The following is a 21,221-nucleotide window of genomic DNA, read 5'->3' on the forward strand; positions in this document are numbered from 1 at the left end:
CGTGAGCGACCACCGCGCCGAGCACACCGACGCGTGGGACGAACCCGCCGTCACCCCCGCGGCGGAGCCCGCTCCCGCCCCGGGGCAGCCGGCCGTCACCCCGGCCGACGCCGCCGACGCCGCACGCCTGGTCTCCTTCGGACTCCAGCCCAAGCTGGTGCCCGCCCGGGACGCCGGGTACGCCGACCTGCTCCGCCGCTACCGCGAGGAACCCGCCTTCGGACGGCTCGCGGACGCCGTCGCCACCGGACTCGGCCTCGTCGTCCTGGAGGTCTCCACCCGGGCCGGGATGGCCGTCACCGCCGACGAGGACTCGGTCTTCGCCGTACGGATGGGCGACTACGCCCGCCGCGCCTCCTCCGACGCCGCCGACCGCTTCCTGCACGGCCTCGCCCACCTCGCCGTCGCCGCCATGGCGTTCCCCCGGCCCGAGGACCTCGCCGACGACGCCTACATCGGCCGCATCACCGTCAACGGCGTCGACGCCTTCGTCCGCCAGGCGTGCCTGCGGCTGGAGGAACACGCCGCCGAGCAGGGCGAGAACACCGACCCCACCAGCGACGCCCCCGGCCTCGAAGCCGGCTGGCGGGTCTACGCACGCCGCAGCGCGACCGGCGCCACCAAGGACGCCCGCCGCCTCGCCGGATCGACCACCGGCATCATCGGCAAGGCCGTCGCCTTCCTCACCGACTCCGGCTTCCTCCAGCGCACCGGCGACGACGCGGGCGGCACCTACCGCACCACCGCGCGCTACCAGCTCCAGGTCCGCGACATGGCCGGCAGCGCCGCCATGGCCGAACTCCTCGAACTCGGAGTCGTCCCCGTCACCGACGGCAGCGCCACCCTGCTGCCCCCGCGCGACACCGAAGACCTGGAACTCGCGGCCGACGCCGGCCTGCCCTTCCACGGCTGACGCGCCCGGCGCGCCCGCCCCTCCGCTCCACCTGTTCTGCCCGTTCCGCTTCACGAACGACGAGAGTCCGCCGCCATGTACGAGTTGTCCCGGGTCCGCCTCTACTCCATCGGACCGGCCGGTGCGCGCTATGCCGACACCGTTCTCGATCTGCGCGGCGTCGGAGCGCCCGTACCCGAACCCGCCCCGGCGCAGGCCGAGTTCTTCGAGGACGAGCCGGTCGGCCCGCCGCGCCGGCCCGCCCCCGCGGGCGTCCTCTTCCTGGAGAACGGCGGCGGCAAGTCGGTCCTGCTGAAGCTGATCTTCTCGGTGATGCTGCCCGGCCACCGCAACACCCTCGGCGGCGCGAGCTCCGGCGTACTCCGCAAGTTCCTGCTCGCCGACGACTGCGGGCACGTCGCACTGGAGTGGCAGCACACCCTCACCGGCGAGTGCGTCGTCGTCGGCAAGGTCAGCGAGTGGCGAGGCCACCAGGTCTCCAACGACCCGCGCCGGTTCGCCGAGGCCTGGTACTCCTTCCGCCCCGGACCGGGGCTCAGCCTCGACAACCTCCCCGTCGCCGAGGCCACCGCCGTCGGCCGCCCCGCCGAAGGCACCTCCGGCGCCCGCGGCAGGCGCCGCACCATGAAGGGCTTCCGCGACGCCCTGATGGACGCCGGGAAGTTCTACCAGCACCTCGACGTGCACTGGGAAGAGATCCACGACCGCTGGAACGAACACCTCGGCGACCTCGGGCTCGACCCCGAACTCTTCCGCTACCAGCGCGAGATGAACGCCGACGAGGGCGAGGCCGCCGGACTCTTCGCGGTCAAGAAGGACTCCGACTTCACCGACCTGCTGCTGCGGGCCGTGACCGACACCCGCGACACCGACGGCCTCGCCGACCTCGTCAGCGGCTTCGGGAACAAGCTCGGCCGCCGCGCCGAACTCACCGCCGAACGCGACTTCACCGCAGGCTCCGCCGACCTCCTCGGCCGGATCGTCGAGGCCACCGCCGCCCGGTCCCGCAGCCGCGACGTCCACGCCGGAGCGGAACGCCGCACCCGCACCCTCGCACGCAGGCTCTCCGCCCGCGCCGCCGAGGAACGCGGCCGTACCGCCGAGCTGGCCCAGCACGTCACCGCCGCCGCCCACACCGTCACCGAGGCCGAACGCACCCGGGGCCACCGCGCCCTCGTCGCCGCCGAACTCGCCTACCGCAACGCCTCCCTCGCACTGGCCGCCGCCGAGAAGTCGGCCGCCGCCCAGCGCCGCGAGCTGGGCGACGCCCGTACGCTGCACTCCGCCTGGCAGGCCGCCGAGGCCGTGCTGCGCCACCGCGCCGCCGCCGACCGCTCGGCACGCGTCGCCGCCGCCATCCGCGAGGCCGAACGCGACGCGGCACCCGCGCTCGCCGCCCGCGCCACCGCCGCCGCCGACCTGGTACGCGCCCTGCACACCGCCGCCGAGGACGGCGAGCGGGTGGCCAACGAGGAGGAGGAGCGCTCCGACACCCTCCAGGCCGAGGGCGAGCGCGCCCACCGCGACGCCACCACCGCCGCCACCGAAGCCCAGCGCGCCCGCAGCGAGGCCGGCCACCTGCGCCAGCGCCTCGCCGAGGTCGAGCAGGAGACCGCCGAGGCCGTACGGGCCGGCTGGCTCGACGACACCGCCCCCGACGCCGACCCGGCCCGCGCCGCGCTCGCCGCGAGCGACGCCGAACAGGCAGCGGTCGCCGCCTGGGACACGGCCCGCGACGCCGCACGGGCCTCCGCCGACCACGCCCGGGAGGCCGCCGCAGCCGAGAGCCGCGCCGAACTCGCCGCCGCCCGCGCCGCCGACGCCGCCCAGGCCGCCGAACAGTCCTGGGAGGACGAGCGCGCCGCAGCCGACGCCCTCGCCTCCGAAGGCCGCCTCGCCGACCTCCTCGGCCTGCCCTCCGCCACCGGCGTCCCCCAGCCCCGCAGCGGTACCGGCCCCGACGAACCGCACGGCACCGCGCCGGGAGGCACCCGCACCCCCGGTGAGGCCGGGTCCGCCCAGCACGGCACCGACCGCCAGGTCGCCCTGGCCGACCGCCGCACCGCCACCGCCCGCGCCCTCACCACCGAGGACTTCGACCGCGGCGCCGACGAACTGCGCGAACTCCTCGACCAGGGCATCGCGACCGCCGAACGCCGCCTCTTCGACCTGCGTACGGCCGCCGCCGACGACTCACGCATCCTCGGCGCCCTCGGCGACGGCGGACTGCTGCCGCCCGGCCCCGACGTCCTGGCCACCGTCGAGTACCTCGGCGAGCACGGCATCCCCGCCCTGCCCGGCTGGCGCTACCTCGCCCAGGCCGTCGACCCCGCCGACCACGCCCGCGTCCTCGCCGCCCGCCCCGAACTGGTCGACGGCGTCGTCATCACCGACCCCGGCGCCCACGCCCGGGCCCGCGAGGTCCTCGGCGGCGCCGCCCTGCTGCCCCGCTCCACCGTCGCGGTCGGCACCGCCGCCGCACTGCTCGCCCCGGTGCCCGACGCGGGCACCGGCACCGACGACGTGTTCCTCGTACCGCCGAACCCGGCCATGCACGACGAACTCGCCGCCGACGAGGAGCGCCAGGCCCTGCGCGCCCGGGCCGCCGACCGCGACGAGGACATCCGCGCCCTCGCCGCCCGGCTGGCCGGCGACCGCGCGCTGGCGGCACGTATCGGAGCCTGGCGCGCCGACTGCCCGCCCGGCATGCTCGCCGAACTCGCCACCGCCGCCGCCACCGCCCGGACGGTGGCCGGGGCCGCCGAGGAAACCCTCGCCGAGGCCCGGACCGTCCGCGCCGAGGCCGACGAGGCGGCCGCCGACACCGCCCGGGTCCGCGAGGAGCGCCAGGAGGCCGCCCAGCGCGCCCGCCGCGCCGCCGACGTCCTGGCCGGCCTCGCCCACCGGCTCCGCGAACGCGCCGGCTGGCAGATCCGGCTCCGCGAACTCATCGACGAGGGCGCCGAGTCCGAGGCCCGCGCACAGACCTTCCTGGACCGCGCCCGCGCCGCCGACGAGGACCGCCGGGCCGCCCAGCGCGCCGCCGACGACGCCCGCCGCACCGCCCGCGCGCTGCGCGCCGAGCGCGCCGAGATCGCGGGCGCCCCGGAGACCCTGCCCGAGCCCGACGAGCACACCGCCCGCCAGGCCCTGCCCACCCTCCGCGAGGCGTACCGCGCCGCCTCCCAGCTGTACGAGAAGGTCGGCGTCGGCGCCGACCTCCGCGCCGAACAGGCCCGCGCCGAGAGCGACGAGAGCGCCGCGCTCTCCGAACTCGACCGCCTCAGCAACAAGGTGCGCACCCGCGCCGCCCAGCTCCTCGAAGGCACCGACGGTGCCGACGGCCCCTCCCGGCAGGCGGCGGCGGCCCGCGCCGAATCGCTCGTCCAGCTCCTGGAGACCCGCGCCTCCACCGCCAGCGAGCAGCTGGGCCGGCTGCGCGGCGAGGCCGAACGCCTCGCCCCCGAGGACGAGTCGCCGCACCACACCGAACTGCCCGAGGAGCTCGTTCCGGCCGACGCCGAAGCGGCCCAGACCCTGCTGCGCACCGCCACCGGCGAACTCTCCGCCGCCACCGCGGCCCTGGAGACCGCGCGCGCCGCCCACGCCGAGCTGCTGCACGCCCACCGCACCGCCGAGGACTCCGCGGGCGGCTTCGACGAGACCGCCGCCCTGCTGCGCGACCTCCTGCGCGACCACGGCCCCGAGGACGAGGACGAGGGCCCCGAGCCCCACCCCGGCACCCTCGAAGAGGCCCGGACCTCCGCCGCCGAGGCCCGCCGCTCCCTGCGCGGCTGCGCGGCCGACCTCTCCGCCGCCGAAGCCGCGGTCCGGGAGGCGAGCGACATCCTCGTACGGCACGCCAACTCCACGCGGTACGAGCAGGTACGCACCCCCGCCCGCCAGCAGATCCGCGAACTCCCGGCCTCCGCCCTGCCCGAGCACGCGCAGAAGTGGGCCGACGCCTTCGCCCCCCGGCTCCGCGTCCTCACCGACGAACTCGCCCAGCTGGAACGCAACCGCGACTCCATCGTCGACCGGCTGCGCGGTCTGGTGGAATCCTCCCTCGCCACCCTGCGTTCCGCGCAGCGGCTGTCCCGGCTGCCCGCGGGACTGGGGGAGTGGTCGGGGCAGGAGTTCCTCCGCATCCGCTTCGAGGAACCCGACCAGGCCACCCTGACCGAGCGCCTCGGCGAGGTCATCGACGAGGCGACCCACTCGGCCCTCAAGAAGAACGCCGACCTGCGCCGCGACGGCATGTCCCTGCTGCTGCGCGGGGTCGAGGCGGCGCTGCGGCCCAAGGGCATCGCCGTGGAGATCCTCAAGCCCGACGCGGTGCTCCGCGCCGAACGCGTACCCGTCGGACAGATGGGGGACGTCTTCTCCGGCGGCCAGCTGCTCACCGCGGCGATCGCGCTGTACTGCACCATGGCAGCGCTCCGCAGCAACGACCGGGGCCGCGACAAGCACCGGCACGCCGGCACCCTCTTCCTGGACAACCCCATCGGCCGCGCCAACGCCACGTACCTGCTGGAGCTCCAGCGCGCGGTGTCGGACGCGCTGGGCGTCCAACTGCTCTACACGACCGGGCTGTTCGACACCACGGCGCTCGCCGAGTTCCCGCTGGTGATCAGGCTCCGCAACGACGCGGACCTGCGGGCCGGGCTGAAGTACATCAGCGTCGAGGAGCACCTGCGGCCGGGACTGCCCCAGCAGGACCCGGAGGGCGAGACCGTGCACGGGGAGATCACGGCCACCCGGATGTTCAAGCGGAGCACGGAGCAGGCCACGGCCTGATCCGGCGGGACGGCACGGGGCGCGCCCGTACGGCGGCAGGTGCGCCCCTGCGGTGCTGGGCTCTCCCGGCCCCGGAATCACACCCGGGAGAGCCGCCCCCGGCCCGTCCCGCTGTGTCCGTGTCCTCCTATGCCCGCGCCGCCCTCGCGCGCGGCCCGGCGCTCCGAGCGGCGGGCCCGCCGGCGCTCGCGGCGCATCTGCCGGGCGGTGCTGCTCGGCACCGACACCACACCGTGGCGCTGGTTCCACACCTGGCGGGTCACCCATACGTCCAGCACCGACCAGGTCGCCCCGACCGTGCCGGCCACCCCGCCGAGCACCATCGGGAAGGCGAGCCAGGACCCCGCCATGGTGCACAGGAACGCCACCATGGCCTGGATGAGCGTCAGCGACACGATCAACACGGCGCGCACCGCCGCCGTGCGGACGGGATCGGGCATCCGTCTGCGGACCGCCGGCTCCTCCACCCACAGCTGCCGAGGCACACGCACGTCCTGCACCGGCATGGCGTCCGACGACGCGGCGCCCCGGCGTTCCCGAGTGCTCAAAGGACCTTCAACTCCCCACCGCTGACCGACTTGAGGGTGACTGCCCGGCTTGCCGCCGTTCTACGCGGACCGGCCGGGCCAACCGCACGGCGGACCCCCGCCGTCCCGCCGCACCGGCCTCCGGCGTGACTCCTGCCCCGTACGTACGGACGAATACGTGGGTACGAAGATTCCCGCGAGTTGGCAACGATCAGCCCGGTCAAGGGTCACGAAACACGTAATTCCGGCCAAGTGTCCGGTACCGGATTTCCGGGTGTCCGGCGTCTGTATTTCTGCCGCACGCCGAGTTCCGCGACCGGAAACGCGGGAATGATTCGCGTCAACTCCGAGTGGGAAGGCCGAAAATCGCCCGGACGGTCCTTCGAGTTGTCAGAGTGTCAGTAGTAGGCTCGCGCCGTTTGCAGAGGCGGGACCGACGGACACACCCCCGCGTGCGGGGGTCGAGCTGGGGGAGGCCATGCGCTTTCGCGGGAAGTCCATCCGCAGGAAGATCGCGGCACTGCTTCTCGTGCCCCTCGTCTCCCTCACCGCGCTCTGGGCGTTCGCCACTTACGTGACCGGGCGCCAGGCGAGCCAGATGATGGACGCGGGCGCCATAGTCGAAAAGGTCGGCCACCCGCTGGAGCAGGCGGTCCGCTCCCTCCAGGACGAACGCCGCCAGACCCTCGTCTTCCTCGCCGACCCGCGCGCCTCCGACGCGCTGCCGCTGCTCCGCCGCCAACAGGCCATCACCGACCGGACGGTGGCCGAGATCAGGGACGGCGCCGGCCGCGGCGGCATCCGCGACGAGCTGAGCAGCGACGCCCAGGGCCGTCTCGACGCCGTGCTCAGCGCGGCCGACGGACTCCCCGCACTCCGGCAGTCCGTGGAGAACCGCGGCATCACCCGGCTGCGCGCCATGGACTTCTACGACGGCCTCGTGGACCCCGCCTACCGGTTCCTCAACGGCCTGAGCACCATGGAGCACGTCTCCCTGGACAAGCAGGTCCGCGCCCTCGTCGGTGTCTCCCGGGCCCGCGAACTCCTGTCCCGCGAAGACGCGTTGGTCGCCTCAGGACTCCTCACCTCCCGGCTCACCGACGCCGATCTGCGCCAGCTCGCCGCCCTCGTCGCCCAGCGCCAACTGCTCTACCAGGTCAACCTGGACATGCTCCCCAGCGACGAACGGCTGCGCGTCGAACGGTTCTGGGCCAGCCCCGAGACCGAACCCCTGCGCACCGCCGAGAACGCCCTCATCGCGGGCGGCGAGGCACGGGACCGCGCCGGGATCGACACGGCGCGCTGGCAGCGGGCCGCGCCCCCCGTGCTGGACCGGCTGGCCAACGACTACACGGAGATGACCAACCGCTTCCAGGACCGTGCCGATCCCGCCGGCTACCGGGTGCTCGCCCTCGCGGGCGTCGCGGGGGTCCTCGGCTTCCTCGCCCTGCTCGTCTCCGTCTTCGTGTCGGTACGCATCGGCCGCGAGCTGGTCCGCGACCTCTCCCGTCTCCGCAAGGAGGCCCACGAGGCCTCGGGCGTACGCCTGCCGGGCGTCATGCGGCGGCTCGCGGCGGGGGAGCAGATCGACGTGGAGACCGAGGCCCCGACCCTGAGTTACGAGCCCGACGAGATCGGGCAGGTCGGCCAGGCGCTCAACACCCTCCAGCGGGCCGCGGTCGAAGCCGCCGTCAAACAGGCGGACATGCGGCGCGGCGTCTCCGAGGTCTTCGTCAACCTGGCCCGCCGCAACCAGGTGCTGCTGCACCGCCAGTTGACCCTGCTCGACGCGATGGAACGGCGTACCGAGAGCGACGAGGAGCTCGCCGACCTCTTCCGTCTCGACCACCTCACCACCCGTATGCGACGGCACGCCGAAGGCCTGGTGATCCTCTCCGGAGCCGCCCCCTCCCGCCAGTGGCGCAAGCCGGTCCAGCTCATGGACGTGGTGCGCGCCGCCGTCGCGGAGGTCGAGGACTACGAACGGATCGAGGTCCGCAGACTCCCGCGCATCGGCGTCGGCGGACCCGCCGTCGCCGACCTGACCCACCTCATCGCCGAACTCCTGGAGAACGCCACGGCGTTCTCCCCGCCGCACACCGGTGTACAGGTGCACGGGGACCGCGTCTCCAACGGCTTCACCCTTGAGATCCACGACCGCGGACTCGGCATGACCCCCGAGATCCTGCTGGACGCGAACCTCCGGCTCGCCGAGACCCCCGACTTCGAACTCTCCGACACCGACCGCCTCGGCCTCTTCGTCGTCAGCCGGCTGGCCCAGCGCCAGAAGGTGCGGGTCTCCCTGCAGAAGTCCCCGTACGGCGGCACCACGGCGGTCGTCTTCATCCCGGCCAACCTGCTCACCGAGGCACCGGAGACCCACGGCACCGGCTTCCGGCTCGACCGCAGGACCGAGCGCGCCCTGCCCGGGCCGCGTTCCGAGCAGAACGCGGCCGGTGCGGCGTCCTCGCTCCCGCCGGGCCCGATCGACGGCCCGGTCGAGCTGGAAGCGCCGATGGGCCCGCGCGAGCGCGCGGCCTTCGAACGTGACCGCGACCGGGCGCTCGACCCGGCCCTCGCCCCCGTCCTCGGCAGCCTCGGCGATCTGGAGGACAGCGACAGCGAGCGCGGCGGCCTCTTCCGTGCCCGCGACACGCGCCGGGGCGACGGGCCGGAGCAGCACCAGCAGGCGGGCGACGAACGCGAGGGCCCGGTGCCGCCGGTCCGCCCGATGCGGTTCGACGGACCGGCGCCGCTGCCCCGCCGTACGCCCCCGACCCTCGTCGCCGAGCACGGCCGACGCATCGGCGCCCCCCGGTCCGGCGGGCCGACCCGCTCGGTCCCCCGGCAGGCCGACCCGGCGCCCGCACCCGCCTCCGTACCCGCACCGGTCCCGGCGCCCGCGCTCCCGCAGCCGGACGCCGAGCCCGTGACGATCCGGTCCGTGGACACCGTCGGCGGCCTGCCCCGGCGCATCCGCCAGGCGAGCCTCGTACCGCAGCTCCGCGAGGAGACGGAGGCCCGCACCGAGCCGGAGCCTCCCGCACTCGAACGCGACGACATCCAGCGCGAGGCCGAACAGGTCCGCGACCGCATGGCCTCGCTCCAGCGGGGCTGGCAGCGCGGACGCCGGCAGAACGCAGGCGAGACGACCGACACGGGCGACTCAGACCCAGGAACACCACCGGGAGGGGACGGTCGATGACCGCACCGCACGCTGCCGCACACGACTCCGAACGCAGGGGGTCGGGCGAACTCAACTGGCTGCTCGACGAACTCGTGGACCGGGTGTCCAGCATCCGCCAGGCCCTGGTCCTGTCCAGGGACGGCCTCGCGACCGGCACCTCCTGGGACCTGAGCCGCGAGGACGGCGAACACCTCGCCGCCGTCGCCTCCGGCTTCCACAGCCTGGCCAAGGGTGTGGGCCGCCACTTCGACGCCGGCCAGGTCCGCCAGACCGTCGTGGAGCTCGACGAGGCGTTCCTCTTCGTCACCGCGGCAGGCGACGGGAGCTGTCTCGCCGTACTGGCCGACGCGGACTCCGACGTGGGCCAGGTGGCGTACGAGATGACGCTCATGGTCAAGCGCGTGGGGGCCCACCTGGTCAACGCACCCCGTACGCCCGGTATGTCCGCCGGAGGGTGAGGGGATGGCATGAGCGCAGAACCGGCCCGCGACACCGTCCCCGGATCGCCGGGCGCCGCCTCCGGCGCCCGGCCCCTGCCCTGGTTCGACGCGGACGCGGGGCCGGTCGTACGCCCGTACGCGATGACCCGCGGACGCACCGGCGGCGCGGTCAGCCTCCGGCTCGACCTGATAGCGGTCGTCGTCCCCGAGCCCGCCGCCGACGACCCCGACCGGGACGCGGCCCTCTCCCCGGAGCACGTGGAGATCGTCGAACTCTGCTGCGCCGTGCCCCAGTCGATCGCCGAGCTCGCCGCCGGCCTGGACCTCCCGGTGGGAGTGGTACGGGTCCTGGTGGCCGATCTCGTCGAGGAGGAGCTGGTGCAGGTGACCCGACCCGTTCCGCCGGCCGAACTGCCGGACGTGAACCTTCTGCGCGAGGTGATCAATGGCCTTCGGGCGCTCTAGCCGCCGCAAGCGGGCCGTCGCGCCCGTCACCCTGAAAATCCTGGTGGCGGGCGGCTTCGGCGTGGGCAAGACGACGCTGGTGGGCGCGGTCAGCGAGATCAGACCGCTGCGCACCGAGGAGCACCTCACCGAGGCCGGGCGGCCCGTCGACGACATCGCCGGGGTGGAGACCAAGCGGACCACCACCGTGGCGATGGACTTCGGGCGCATCACCCTCCGCGAGGAGCTGGTGCTCTACCTCTTCGGCACGCCCGGACAGGAACGTTTCTGGTTCCTCTGGGACGAACTGGCACAGGGCTCCCTGGGCGCGGTCGTCCTCGCGGACACCCGCCGCCTGGAGGAGTGCTTCGCGGCCGTCGACTACTTCGAGCGCAGGGCGATCCCGTTCGCGGTGGCCGTCAACTGCTTCGAGGGCGCGGAGACCTACCCCACCGGCATCGTGCGGGCCGCCCTCGACCTCGGGCCGGACACCCCGGTCCTGCTCTGCGACGCCCGTGAGCGGTCCTCGGTCCGGGACGTCCTGGTCGAGCTCGTCGAACACGCGCTGGCACGGACCGGGCGGCTCCGGGAACCCGCCGGCACCTGAGGGGTCCGTCCGCGCCGGTCACCCGGCGGCGGGCCGGTCCGCGTTCTCCGCGAGCCACTTCGCGGCGGTCTCCGCCAGCTCGGCGTCGCGCCCGGCGAGCATGGTCAGGATCATCTGCGCGTCCCCGCGCAGCGACCAGGCGGGGTGCCCGAAGGTCGCCGGGTTGTTCCCCTCGATGAGGAAGTGCGCCGGCCAGGCGGTCCCGTACCCGATGAGCGGGAGCGCCGCCGCATACCGCTTCCGGCCGCGCGCCAGCCCGTAGGCGGTGATCGCGAGCCCGGTCAGGGTCCCGGTCAGATGGACCCAGCGGGTCGCGGCCTTGGAGTGCATCGCGACGTAGTAGGGCCAGAATTCCTCGTACGAATCGAACGTCTGCTGCGTCATAGAGGCAACGTAACGGTTCCCGTAGCGCCGGGAAACGGTCCCGCCCCAAGCGGTCCGCGCGGGGGAGCGGTGGCGGGACCGTCCTGTGCCGTCCGCCGTCAGCGACCGCTGACCGAGCGCCCGTCCACCGGGAAGTCGAAGTACGTGTCCGGGAAGAGCTCCGGTGTGAAGGTGTAGTGCCACCACTCCTCGGCCAGGTTGACGAACCCGAGGCCGGTGAGCGTCCCCTTGAGCAACTGCCGGTTGGCCCGCTGGGCGCCCTGGACGCGCGGATCGTCGGTGTGCGCGAGCGTGTCGAAGCAGTCGTAACCCGTTCCCATGTCCACCGAGTTGTCGGGGAACCGTGCGTCCCGGGGCCCGTAGCAGGGGGCGAGCGGCTCGCCCGGCCGGTACGCCCTCGTCGGTACGGCGGGCAGCCTCACCAGGGTCAGGTCGACCGTGCTGCCCCGGCTGTGCCCGGACTTCTCCGCGATGTAACCGTCCTCGAACAGCCGCGTCTTGTCGACGCGGGGATAGAACTCGTCCTTCATGGTCTGGTCGTCGAGGTCCTTCGCCCAGCGTACGAAGTGGTCCACCGCCCGCTGCGGCCGGTAACAGTCGTACACCTTCAGGGAGTAGCCCTCGCGTCGCAGTGCGGTCTGCGCCCGGTGCAGGGCTTCGGCGGCGGGGCGGGTCACGAGGCACACCGGCTTCCGGTAGCCGTCCACCGGGACACCCATGAAGGTGTGCGGGGTGGCGTACCGGATCTCCTCGACGATGGTTGGGTCCACGGAGCGCAGCGCGACGAAGCCGTCCGGCGCCTTCGGCTCGGGCCGAGCCCGCGCCAAGGGGGTGGACACGGTCGCGGCGAGCAGGGCGGCGGCGACGACACTGAGGGTGCGGAGCATAAAACCGGATGCCGTTGTTGTTGTCATGTGCACATCGCTATCAGGTTCCGGCCCCCCGGGGAAGCGTGATCGGATACAGTCCCGCCCGTGTCCGAGCCCACCGCACCGCCCGTACGCGACTCCCACTGCGCCGCCTGCGGAGCCCCGTACGCCGCATCCGTACTCCGCGCCGACGCCTGGCCCCGCCCCTGCGCCGCCTGCGGTACGACCGCCTACCGCAACCCGCTCCCCGTCGCGGTCGCCCTGCTCCCGGTCACCGACGACGCGGGCGGCGGCCTGGTCGTCATCACCCGGACCATCGCACCCCGGCGCGGCGGACTCGCCCTGCCCGGCGGGTTCGTCGACCACGGGGAGGACTGGCGGCACGCCGTCGTCCGCGAACTCCGCGAGGAGACCGGCATCGAGGCCACCGCCGACCAGGTGACCCTCGCCGACGCGCTCAGCTCCCCGGACGGCCACCTCCTCCTCTTCGGCCTCCTCCCCGCCCGCCCCGCCGACCGGCTCCCACCGTCCGTACCGACCGACGAGACCACCGGATACGACGTGCTGCGCGCGCCCCGGGAGCTGGCGTTCCCGCTGCACACCGAGGCCGCCCGCGCCTGGTTCGAGGGCCGGTACGCCTGAGGCCCGGCAGACGGCCGGGACAGCGGCCGCCGGCACGCGGCAGCCGGTCACACGCCCCGCACGCGGCAGCCGGTCACACGCCCCGCACCCGCACCGGATACGGCACCGGCCCCGCGTGGCCGTCCCGCTCCACCACCACCCGCCCGTCCTCCCACCGGGTGCGGAAACGCTCCACCACCGGCTTCCCCCGCCCCGTGCCGGAGCCCCGCACCAGCACCCCGCCGCCGCGCCGCCCCGGGCGCGGCGCCCACGCCTCCAGCTCCGTCCCCCCGCCGTCGCCCCGCACCGGAATCACCACCCCCGCCCGCGCCAGCACCGGAATCCGCGACAACGGCGCCTCCACCGTCACCCGCCCCGGCCCCTCGTACGACCGGCCCGTCCCCGTGTCGTACCAGCGCCCACGCGGCAGCCGTACCGTCCGCCGGACCATGCCCGGCTCCAGCACCGGCGCCACCAGCAACCCGTCGCCCAGCAGGAACGCGTCCTCGCAGTCCCGCAGCGCCCGGTCACGGGGAGCGTCCCACCAGAGGGGCCGTACGTACGGCGCGCCCGTCAGCCGCGCCACGTACGCCAGCGTCAGGAAGTACGGGTCCAGCCGCTCCCGCTCCAGCAACGCCGCTCGCGCATGCGCCCCCACTTCCTCCCCGAGCCCCCCGGCACCGTTCCAGTCTCCGGCCCCGACGCGGAACAGCGGCAGCCGCGCGCCCAGTTGGAGAGACCGCAGATACAGCTCGGGCGAATCCGCGTCCTCGAAGAAGCCCAGGTCCGGCCCCGAGTACGGGACCCCGCACAGACCGCGCCCGATGACCGTGGCCAGCGCCGCACGCAACCCCGGCCAGCCCTCCGCCGCACCCCCGGACACGATCCGCCGCACGTGAGGATCGTCGTCCCCGCCCACCTCGTCCTCCCCGGCGGGCCGCGGTCCCCACACCCCCGGCGGCGGCAGCGCCGGAGCACCCGTGAGTCCGGTCCAGCCGCGCAGCACCCGGGCCGGCGTCCCCGCCACCGCCCAGCACCGCAGCGGCCCGCCGTCCATCCGGACCTCGCTGCCGCCCGGCCGGTCGTGCCCCGAGCCCGCGCCCTCCTCCCCCTCCCGGACGGTCATCCGCCCCGTCCCGGTGCTGTCGTAGAACACCAGATGCGTCCCCGCGTCCGAGACCACGAACTGCACCGGCAGCACCGGCGCCGACGGGCCGCCCGCCCCGTCCCCCCGGCCCGCCCGCCCCGTGCCGGGGGCCTCCAACGGGTACGCGCCGCTCCGCAACCGGGGGCCCGACGGCGGCCCGCCCAGCCCGAAGAACCGCGCGTCCGCGGGGAGTTCCGCCCGCTGCACCCACCGCGCGGGACCCCCACCGGGCGCCTCCCACCAGCGCGGCGGCAGCTCCCGCCGCAGCCGGACGCCGCCCGGCGTCCGCAGCTCCACCGCCCCGATGCGCGACACCGACACCGTCAGACGCTCCGAGACCACCTGCCAGCCACCGTCCGTGCCCGGCTCCAGATGCGCCCGCGGATCGGGCGCCGGCTCCGTCCCCGGCAGGCCGTACGAAGGGCGCCCCCCGGCCCCGTCCCACGCCCAGAACACCGCCCCGCCCGCCGCCACCCGGATGCTCAGCTCCGAACGGGCGAACCGCACCACGCCGCCCCCCGGCCCGGGTTCCGCCCCCAGCAACGCCCCGGGCACCCTGGCCAGCTCCGGACCCCGCTGCTGCGGCGCCCAGGAGTCCCCGCGCCACGACCGCCAGGCCGTCCGCACTCCACCGACCGAACCCATCAACTTCACCGAGCGCACCAGGCCATGACCGTCCATGGCGCACACCTTGCCACCAGCCGAACCCCGCGGGCATTTCGTTCAACTTCCGTTCACCCGGGGCCCAGAGGCCGTACACGAACACCCCGCACCGTGCGCCCCCACCGCCCGGCGGACGCCACGCCTTGGTGCCGCCCCGCGGACCCTGGTGCCGGGGACGATCACATGGCATCGTCCTCAGTGCTCGCGCGCACCACCCCTGCCCGTGCGCGCCGACGCCCACCCCGCGCACCCGCCAGCCAGGAGCCGCCCCATGACCGCAGCAGCCGACGAAGCACCCCTCTGGCAGCCCGGCCCCGAACGCGTCGCCGCCGCGGCCGTCACCCGCTTCCAGAGCTGGGCGGCCGAACGCCACGGGGCTCCCGCCGAGGGGGGATACCCGGCACTGCACCGCTGGTCGGTCGAGGAGCTCGACACCTTCTGGCAGGCGGTCGCCGAATGGTTCGACATCCGGTTCTCCACCCCGTACGAGACCGTCCTCGCGAGCCGCGCCATGCCCGGCGCCGAGTGGTTCCCCGGCGCCACCCTCAACTACGCCGAACACGCCCTGCGCACCGCCGAGGACCCGCTCCGTGCCGACGCGCCCGCGCTCTTCCACGTCGACGAGACGCAGGCCCAGGCGGTCATGAGCTGGTCCGAACTCCGCCGCCAGGTCGGCTCCCTCGCCGCGGAGCTGCGCGCCCTCGGCGTCACCCCCGGCGACCGGGTCAGCGGCTACCTCCCGAACATCCCGCAGGCCGTCGTCGCCTTCCTCGCCACCGCGGCCGTCGGCGGGGTCTGGACCTCCTGTGCCCCCGACTTCGGCGCCCGCAGCGTCCTCGACCGCTTCCAGCAGGTCGAACCCGTCGTCCTGTTCGCGGTCGACGGATACCGCTACGGCGGCAAGGAGCACGACCGGACCGCCACCGTCACCGAACTCCGCCGCGAACTCCCCACCCTGCGCGCCGTCGTCCACGTCCCGCTGCTCGGCACCCCCGCCCCGGAATCCACCCTCGCCTGGGCCGACCTCACCGGCGCCGACACCGAACCCCGCTTCGAACAAGTCCCCTTCGCCCACCCGCTCTGGGTCCTCTACTCCTCCGGCACCACCGGACTGCCCAAGGCGATCGTGCAGTCCCAGGGCGGCATCCTGCTGGAGCACTACAAGCAGCTCGGGCTCCACTGCGACCTCGGCCCGGAGGACCGCTTCTTCTGGTACACCTCCACCGGCTGGATGATGTGGAACTTCCTCGTCTCCGGCCTCCTCACCGGCACCACCGTCGTGCTGTACGACGGCAGCCCCGGACACCCCGACATCAGCGCCCAGTGGCGCGTCGCCGAACAGACCGGAGCCACCTTCTTCGGCACCTCGGCCGCCTACGTCATGGCCTGCCGCAAAGCCGGCGCCCACCCCGGACGCGACTTCGACCTCAGCCGCGTGCAGTGCGTGGCCACCACCGGCTCGCCGCTGCCCCCGGACGGCTTCCGCTGGCTGCACGGAGAGATCACCGACGACCTCTGGATCGCCTCGGTCAGCGGCGGCACCGACGTCTGCAGCTGCTTCGCCGGCGCCGTGGCCACGCTCCCCGTCCACATCGGGGAGCTCCAGGCCCCCTGCCTGGGCACCGACCTCCAGTCCTGGGACGCCGACGGCACACCGCACCTGGGGGAGGTCGGCGAACTCGTGGTCACCGCGCCCATGCCCTCCATGCCGCTGCGGTTCTGGAACGACCCGGACGGCAGCCGCTACCACGACAGCTACTTCGCCACGTACCCCGGCGTCTGGCGCCACGGCGACTGGATCACCCTCACCGGACGCGGCTCGGTGATCATCCACGGCCGCTCCGACTCCACCCTCAACCGCCAGGGCGTACGGATGGGATCCGCCGACATCTACGAGGCCGTCGAGCGGCTGCCGCAGATCCGCGAATCCCTCGTCGTGGGCATCGAACAGCCCGACGGCGGCTACTGGATGCCGCTCTTCGTCCACCTCGCCGACGGAGCCGTACTCGACGACGACCTGCGCACCGCGATCGCGCGCACGCTCCGCGAGAACCTCTCCCCGCGCCACGTACCCGACGAGGTCATCCAGGTCCCCGGCGTCCCGCACACCCTCACCGGCAAGCGCATCGAGGTCCCCGTCAAGCGACTCCTCCAGGGAACCCCCCTGGACCAGGCGGTCAACGCCGGCTCCATCGACGACATCGGCCTCCTCGGCTTCTACGCCGAGCTGGCCCGCACCCGCCACTGAGACGGACCGCGGCGGGCCACGGACACTCCGTCGAACGAGGTCATGAGGGTCGGACGATTCGACGCACCGGTAGCCGACGGCGGGTCGGACCGCGAGTCGGCCCCGGGCGATGCCGCCCCCATCCGCACTGTCAGACCCTGCGACTACGCTGAGTGAACACAGTTCCACCGTGCGTCCGCGTGCGCGAGCCGCATGCGGACCGCCGTACTCAGACCGCCGTAACCAGGGGGAGCACCGCTCATGAACCACACCGGACGCAACGGACGAACCGACCGCGCGACCGACCCGACCCGCCGTACCCGCCGCACCGGGGCCCCGCCGGACCGGCGGCCCCGGTCCACCCGCCGCGCCCTGCGCCGCGAAGTCCCCGGCACCGTCGGCGTCCTGGTCGACCCCCAGGACTTCGCGGCGATGCGCGCCTACCGCACCTTCCCCTTCGACGACCACGCCGCCTATCTCCACGAGGTCGAGGGCCTGCTGAAAGGCTTCGAGGCCGAGGGACTCCACACCAGCCTCGCGCTCTTCGACCCGTCGGAGTTCGGCGAGTTCTGCGCGGAGCACCGGCTCGACCCCGACAGCGCCGACGCCCGCACCCGCTTCACCGCCGAGATCGCGGCCGCCGGCGCGACGGTCCCCTACACAGGGCAGCCGCTCGACCGGATTCTCCCGCTCCTCGTCTCCCGCGTCGTACGCCGCGCCACCTGGGAGTACGCCACCGTGCTCCTGGCGGACCTCGGGGCCTGCGCGGACTGCGGCCAGGACATCGGCGGGGCCGCCTTCGACCGGGCCTCGCACCTGCTGCTCCGGCTCCTGGAGTCCGCCGGTGCCGGCACGCACCACATCGTCTGCTCCATCCGCTCCACCGACGACCGGCTCCTCGCCGTCCTCCACACCCGCCAGGACGGGGCACGTCCGCCCGTTCTCTCACCCGCCGAAGGGACGGAGCTGGCGACCGTACTCGCGGTGGGCGTCGCGCTGGAGGCTCCCGGAGGCGTCGTCCTGCGCACCACCACTCCCGACGCCCCGGACCGGGTCCACGGCTGGCGGCTCGACCGTGGCAGCCTGCTGCCCCTGACCGCGGGAGAGGTGTTCTCCGCCTACTGCACCGACGCCGGGACCGGCGAACCGGTCGGCCCCGAACCGGGCGTGGACTACCGCGCCGGCTTCGACATCGGAGCGGAGGAACCCCGGCCCCACCACTGACCCGCCCGACCCGGGCCCCGACGCGGGCGCCGACGCGCAGGGGCTCCCCGCCACCGCGGCGGGAAGCCCCTGCGTCCGGTAGTCCGGTTCTCCGGCGCGGCTACGCGCCCTCCAGCACCGCCCGGGCGGCGCTCCGCGCGTCCTCCGCGGAGTCCGCGGCCCGCGCCGCCGCGGCGGCCCGCTCGCACTGCGCCAACGTGTACTGCGCGAGCGTCGCCCGTACATAGGGGAGCGAGGCCGCGCCCATCGACAGCGAGGTGACCCCGAGCCCGGTCAGCACACAGGCGAGCAGCGGATCGGCCGCCGCCTCACCGCAGACCCCGCAGCTCCTGCCCTCGGCGCGCGCCCCGTCCGCCGACAGCGCCACCAGGTCCAGGAGCGCCGGCTGCCAAGGGTCCTGCAACCGGGACACCGCGCCCACCTGCCGGTCGGCGGCGAAGGTGTACTGCGCCAGGTCGTTGGTACCGAGCGAGAGGAACTCCACCTCCTGGAGCACCGAGCGCGCCCGCAGCGCGGCCGACGGGATCTCCACCATCGCCCCGACCTTCGCCCGCAGCCCCGCCTCGCGGCAGGCGTCGGCGAAGTCCTTCGCGTCGGCCCGGTCGGCGACCATCGGCGCCATGACCTCCAACTGCGCCGACTGCCCTTCGGCGGCCTTGGCCAGGGCGGTCAGCTGGGTGCGCAGGACGTCCGGGTGGTCCAGCAGGCTGCGCAGCCCCCGTACCCCGAGCGCGGGGTTCGGCTCGTCGGCCGGGGTGAGGAAGGCCAGCGGCTTGTCCGCTCCGGCATCGAGCACCCGGACGACGACCCGGCCCCCGGGAAAGGCTTCCAGCACGGCGCGGTACGCCGCGACCTGCTTCTCCTCGGAAGGCGCCTGCTCACTGTCGTCCAGGAACAAGAACTCCGTACGGAAGAGCCCGACGCCCTCCGCGCCCGCCTCCACCGCCGCCGGCACGTCCCCCGGCCCGCCGATGTTGGCCAGCAGCGGCACCTTGTGCCCGTCCGAGGTGGCACCCGGCCCGCTGGTGGCGGCGAGCGCCGCCTCGCGCGCCGCGGCAGCGCCCTCCAGCGCGGCCCGCTTCTTCGCACTGGGTTCGACGAACACCTCGCCGGTGCCGCCGTCGACCGCCACCACCACGCCCTCGGCCAGCTCACCGGCGCCGGGCAGCGCGACCACGGCCGGCACCCCGAGCGCGCGCGCGAGGATCGCGCTGTGACTGGTCGGTCCTCCCTCCTCGGTGACGAAACCGAGCACCAGCGCCGGATCGAGCAGCGCGGTGTCCGCAGGAGCCAGGTCCCGCGCGATCAGCACGTACGGATGGTCGCTGTCCGGCACCCCCGGCATCGGCACCCCGAGCAGCCGGGCCACGATCCGGTTGCGTACGTCGTCGAGATCGGCGACCCGCCCCGCGAGGTACTCCCCGGCGTTGGCCAGCAGCGCGCGGTAGGCGGCGAAGGCGTCGTAGAGACCGCGCTCGGCGGTGCTCCCCTCGGCGATGCGCCGCTCCACGTCGGCCATCAGCTCCGGGTCCTGCGCCATCATGGCCTGCGCCTCCAGGACCCCCTGCGCCTCACCGCCGGCGAGATTGCCGCGCGCGATCAGGTCGGCCGCGACGGCCTCCACGGCCTGCCGGGCACGTCCCTGCTCCCGCGCCGTCTCCTCCGGGAGGATCTGCCGGACCGGCGGTTCCAGGACCGCCGTCCCCATGTGCCGGACCTCGCCGATGGCCACCCCGTGGCTCACACCGACGCCTCGCAGCGTTGTCTCCATGTCACCCGTCTCCGTTCGTGCGGCGGGAACCCCCGCGGTGGATGTCCGACTGGCTCGTCACGGAAGGGCAGGGTCACTGCCAGTCGAAGAGGGTGCCTCCCGCTTTCACGTCACCCGACTCCCGGACGTCCGAGAGGGAGTCGGCCGTGGCCTCCAGGGCCACGACGGGACAGATCGGGGACTTCCCCGCCGCCTCGACGTCGACCGGGTTCCACCGCACGATGCCCTGCCCGCGCGTCACGGTGTCCCCCTTGTTGATGAGGAGCTCGAAACCTTCGCCGTTGAGCTGGACGGTGTCGATCCCCAGGTGTGTCAGTACACCGTGCCCCTCGCTGTCGACCACCACGAACGCGTGCGGGTGCAGGGAGACCACGACACCGTCGACCGGCGAGACCGCCTCGCCGGGCTCCCGCACGGGGTCGATGGCCGTGCCGGGCCCCACCATCGCTCCCGAGAAGACCGGGTCGGGGACCGCGGCCAGCCCGATGGCCTGTCCGCTGAGTGGGGACGTCACGTGGGTCATGGATGCCTCCGGGAGGTGGAGCTGGGGAGCCTGGCTTCTCGATGGCCGCCCCGCGGTGTCGCAGGGTCGCAGGGCGGCGCATTCCCCAGCAGCGTAAGTCATGGCAAGTCACGATTCCGCCCGAGATGTCCCGTTTGGCTGACGTAGGAGCGCACCGCGAACGATTTGCCTCGTCTCCCGACGAGGCTGTACTGTCGTAGATCTGCCTGGCCCCACCGCGACTTCTGGTCGCGGGGCCGGTGGCGACTCTCCAGCGAAACCCTGCCCGAATTCGGGCTTCCGCATGCCTGCGGGGGCCTGGTCAGAGGGAAAGGAATTGCCTGATAGAGTCGGACTCGCCGGAAAGGGAAACGCGAAAGCGAAGAACTGGAAAGCGAAAATCGCTTGACCCGCTTCGACCGGGAATCGGACACGAAAGAGTCTGATAGAGTCGGAAACGCAAGAACGAAGGGAAGCGCCCGGAGGGCCCCGGTGAAACGGGACCGAAGGAAGCGTCCGTTCCTTGAGAACTCAACAGCGTGCCAAAAGTCAACGCCAGATATGTTGATACCCCGGCCTGCTTCGGCAGGTTGGTGGTTCCTTTGAAAAGTCCTACCAGTGCTTAACCGCCTGGTGGGCAACAACAGCGAGGACGCTGTGAACGACCGGTCATATTCCGACCTGGTCGTTCCGCTCTCGTGTTGTGATCCCGATTACGGGAAAACATTCACGGAGAGTTTGATCCTGGCTCAGGACGAACGCTGGCGGCGTGCTTAACACATGCAAGTCGAACGATGAAGCCCTTCGGGGTGGATTAGTGGCGAACGGGTGAGTAACACGTGGGCAATCTGCCCTTCACTCTGGGACAAGCCCTGGAAACGGGGTCTAATACCGGATA

The 21,221-nt window shown here is 73.8% G+C and carries 15 protein-coding genes and 1 rRNA gene; 10 read left to right on the forward strand and 6 right to left on the reverse strand.

Going from position 1 to position 21,221, the window contains the following annotated elements:
- Position 1: 1 nt before the first annotated feature.
- Positions 2-913: a hypothetical protein gene (locus ACWCWD_RS20300; protein WP_450774167.1), complete on the forward strand. Its 912-nt coding sequence runs from the start codon at positions 2-4 to the stop codon at positions 911-913.
- Between the two features lie 75 nt (positions 914-988).
- Positions 989-5,710, forward strand: a complete 4,722-nt coding sequence (locus ACWCWD_RS20305) for a hypothetical protein (protein ID WP_450774168.1) — start codon at positions 989-991, stop codon at positions 5,708-5,710.
- Between the two features lie 77 nt (positions 5,711-5,787).
- On the opposite strand, the gene ACWCWD_RS20310 is transcribed toward ACWCWD_RS20305, so the two are convergent.
- Positions 5,788-6,195: a hypothetical protein gene (locus ACWCWD_RS20310; RefSeq protein ID WP_450774169.1), complete on the reverse strand. Its 408-nt coding sequence runs from the start codon at positions 6,193-6,195 to the stop codon at positions 5,788-5,790.
- A gap of 520 nt (positions 6,196-6,715) precedes the next feature.
- Here ACWCWD_RS20310 and ACWCWD_RS20315 point away from each other — a divergent pair.
- Genes ACWCWD_RS20315 through ACWCWD_RS20330 form a run of 4 tightly spaced genes read left to right on the forward strand, consistent with a single transcriptional unit; the run spans position 6,716 to position 10,915 of the window.
- Positions 6,716-9,442 carry a sensor histidine kinase gene (locus ACWCWD_RS20315; RefSeq protein WP_450774170.1) on the forward strand — a complete coding sequence of 909 codons (2,727 nt, stop codon included), beginning with the start codon at positions 6,716-6,718 and terminating at the stop codon, positions 9,440-9,442.
- A complete protein-coding gene (locus tag ACWCWD_RS20320; RefSeq protein WP_450774171.1) occupies positions 9,439-9,882 on the forward strand; it encodes a roadblock/LC7 domain-containing protein in 444 nt (147 codons plus the stop codon). The genes ACWCWD_RS20315 and ACWCWD_RS20320 overlap by 4 nt, the downstream gene beginning before the upstream one ends.
- Positions 9,883-9,891: 9 nt before the next feature.
- Positions 9,892-10,329 (forward strand): DUF742 domain-containing protein, encoded by a 438-nt coding sequence (locus ACWCWD_RS20325; RefSeq protein ID WP_450774172.1) that lies wholly within the window; start codon positions 9,892-9,894, stop codon positions 10,327-10,329.
- The gene (locus tag ACWCWD_RS20330) at positions 10,310-10,915 is read left to right on the forward strand and encodes a GTP-binding protein (RefSeq protein WP_386893060.1); all 606 of its coding nucleotides are present in this window, start codon (positions 10,310-10,312) and stop codon (positions 10,913-10,915) included. Before ACWCWD_RS20325 ends, ACWCWD_RS20330 begins: the two co-directional genes overlap by 20 nt.
- Before the next feature lie 18 nt (positions 10,916-10,933).
- On the opposite strand, the gene ACWCWD_RS20335 is transcribed toward ACWCWD_RS20330, so the two are convergent.
- Both ACWCWD_RS20335 and ACWCWD_RS20340 read right to left on the reverse strand, forming a co-directional pair.
- Positions 10,934-11,299 (reverse strand): Mpo1-like protein, encoded by a 366-nt coding sequence (locus ACWCWD_RS20335; protein ID WP_450774173.1) that lies wholly within the window; start codon positions 11,297-11,299, stop codon positions 10,934-10,936.
- A gap of 98 nt (positions 11,300-11,397) precedes the next feature.
- Positions 11,398-12,186 carry a M15 family metallopeptidase gene (locus tag ACWCWD_RS20340; RefSeq protein WP_450774174.1) on the reverse strand — a complete coding sequence of 263 codons (789 nt, stop codon included), beginning with the start codon at positions 12,184-12,186 and terminating at the stop codon, positions 11,398-11,400.
- Positions 12,187-12,273: 87 nt separating this feature from the next.
- Here ACWCWD_RS20340 and ACWCWD_RS20345 point away from each other — a divergent pair, with 87 nt between their 5' ends.
- Positions 12,274-12,810 (forward strand): NUDIX domain-containing protein, encoded by a 537-nt coding sequence (locus ACWCWD_RS20345; RefSeq protein WP_450774175.1) that lies wholly within the window; start codon positions 12,274-12,276, stop codon positions 12,808-12,810.
- 73 nt (positions 12,811-12,883) lie between these two features.
- Here the strand turns inward: ACWCWD_RS20345 and ACWCWD_RS20350 are convergent, their stop codons facing one another.
- A complete protein-coding gene (locus tag ACWCWD_RS20350; protein WP_450774176.1) occupies positions 12,884-14,617 on the reverse strand; it encodes a TIM-barrel domain-containing protein in 1,734 nt (577 codons plus the stop codon).
- Positions 14,618-14,870: 253 nt separating this feature from the next.
- Here ACWCWD_RS20350 and ACWCWD_RS20355 point away from each other — a divergent pair, with 253 nt between their 5' ends.
- Both ACWCWD_RS20355 and ACWCWD_RS20360 read left to right on the forward strand, forming a co-directional pair.
- Positions 14,871-16,847, forward strand: coding sequence for an acetoacetate--CoA ligase (locus tag ACWCWD_RS20355; protein WP_450774177.1), 1,977 nt, complete (start codon positions 14,871-14,873; stop codon positions 16,845-16,847).
- Between the two features lie 240 nt (positions 16,848-17,087).
- On the forward strand, positions 17,088-18,050 hold the full coding sequence (locus tag ACWCWD_RS20360; RefSeq protein WP_450774178.1) for a hypothetical protein: 963 nt from the start codon (positions 17,088-17,090) through the stop codon (positions 18,048-18,050).
- Positions 18,051-18,150: 100 nt separating this feature from the next.
- Here ACWCWD_RS20360 and ptsP read toward each other — a convergent pair whose 3' ends face one another.
- Together ptsP and ACWCWD_RS20370 are read right to left on the reverse strand one after the other, a co-directional pair.
- Positions 18,151-19,821 carry a phosphoenolpyruvate--protein phosphotransferase gene (gene ptsP / locus ACWCWD_RS20365; protein WP_450774179.1) on the reverse strand — a complete coding sequence of 557 codons (1,671 nt, stop codon included), beginning with the start codon at positions 19,819-19,821 and terminating at the stop codon, positions 18,151-18,153.
- A 73-nt stretch (positions 19,822-19,894) separates the two neighbouring features.
- Entirely contained in the window at positions 19,895-20,344 is a 450-nt protein-coding gene (locus tag ACWCWD_RS20370) for a PTS sugar transporter subunit IIA (protein WP_450774180.1), read from the reverse strand.
- Between the two features lie 705 nt (positions 20,345-21,049).
- On the opposite strand from ACWCWD_RS20370, the gene ACWCWD_RS20375 reads away from it, so the two are divergent.
- A 16S ribosomal RNA gene (locus ACWCWD_RS20375) occupies positions 21,050-21,221 on the forward strand; the annotation flags it as partial.

This window comes from Streptomyces sp. NPDC001493 (assembly GCF_053597235.1).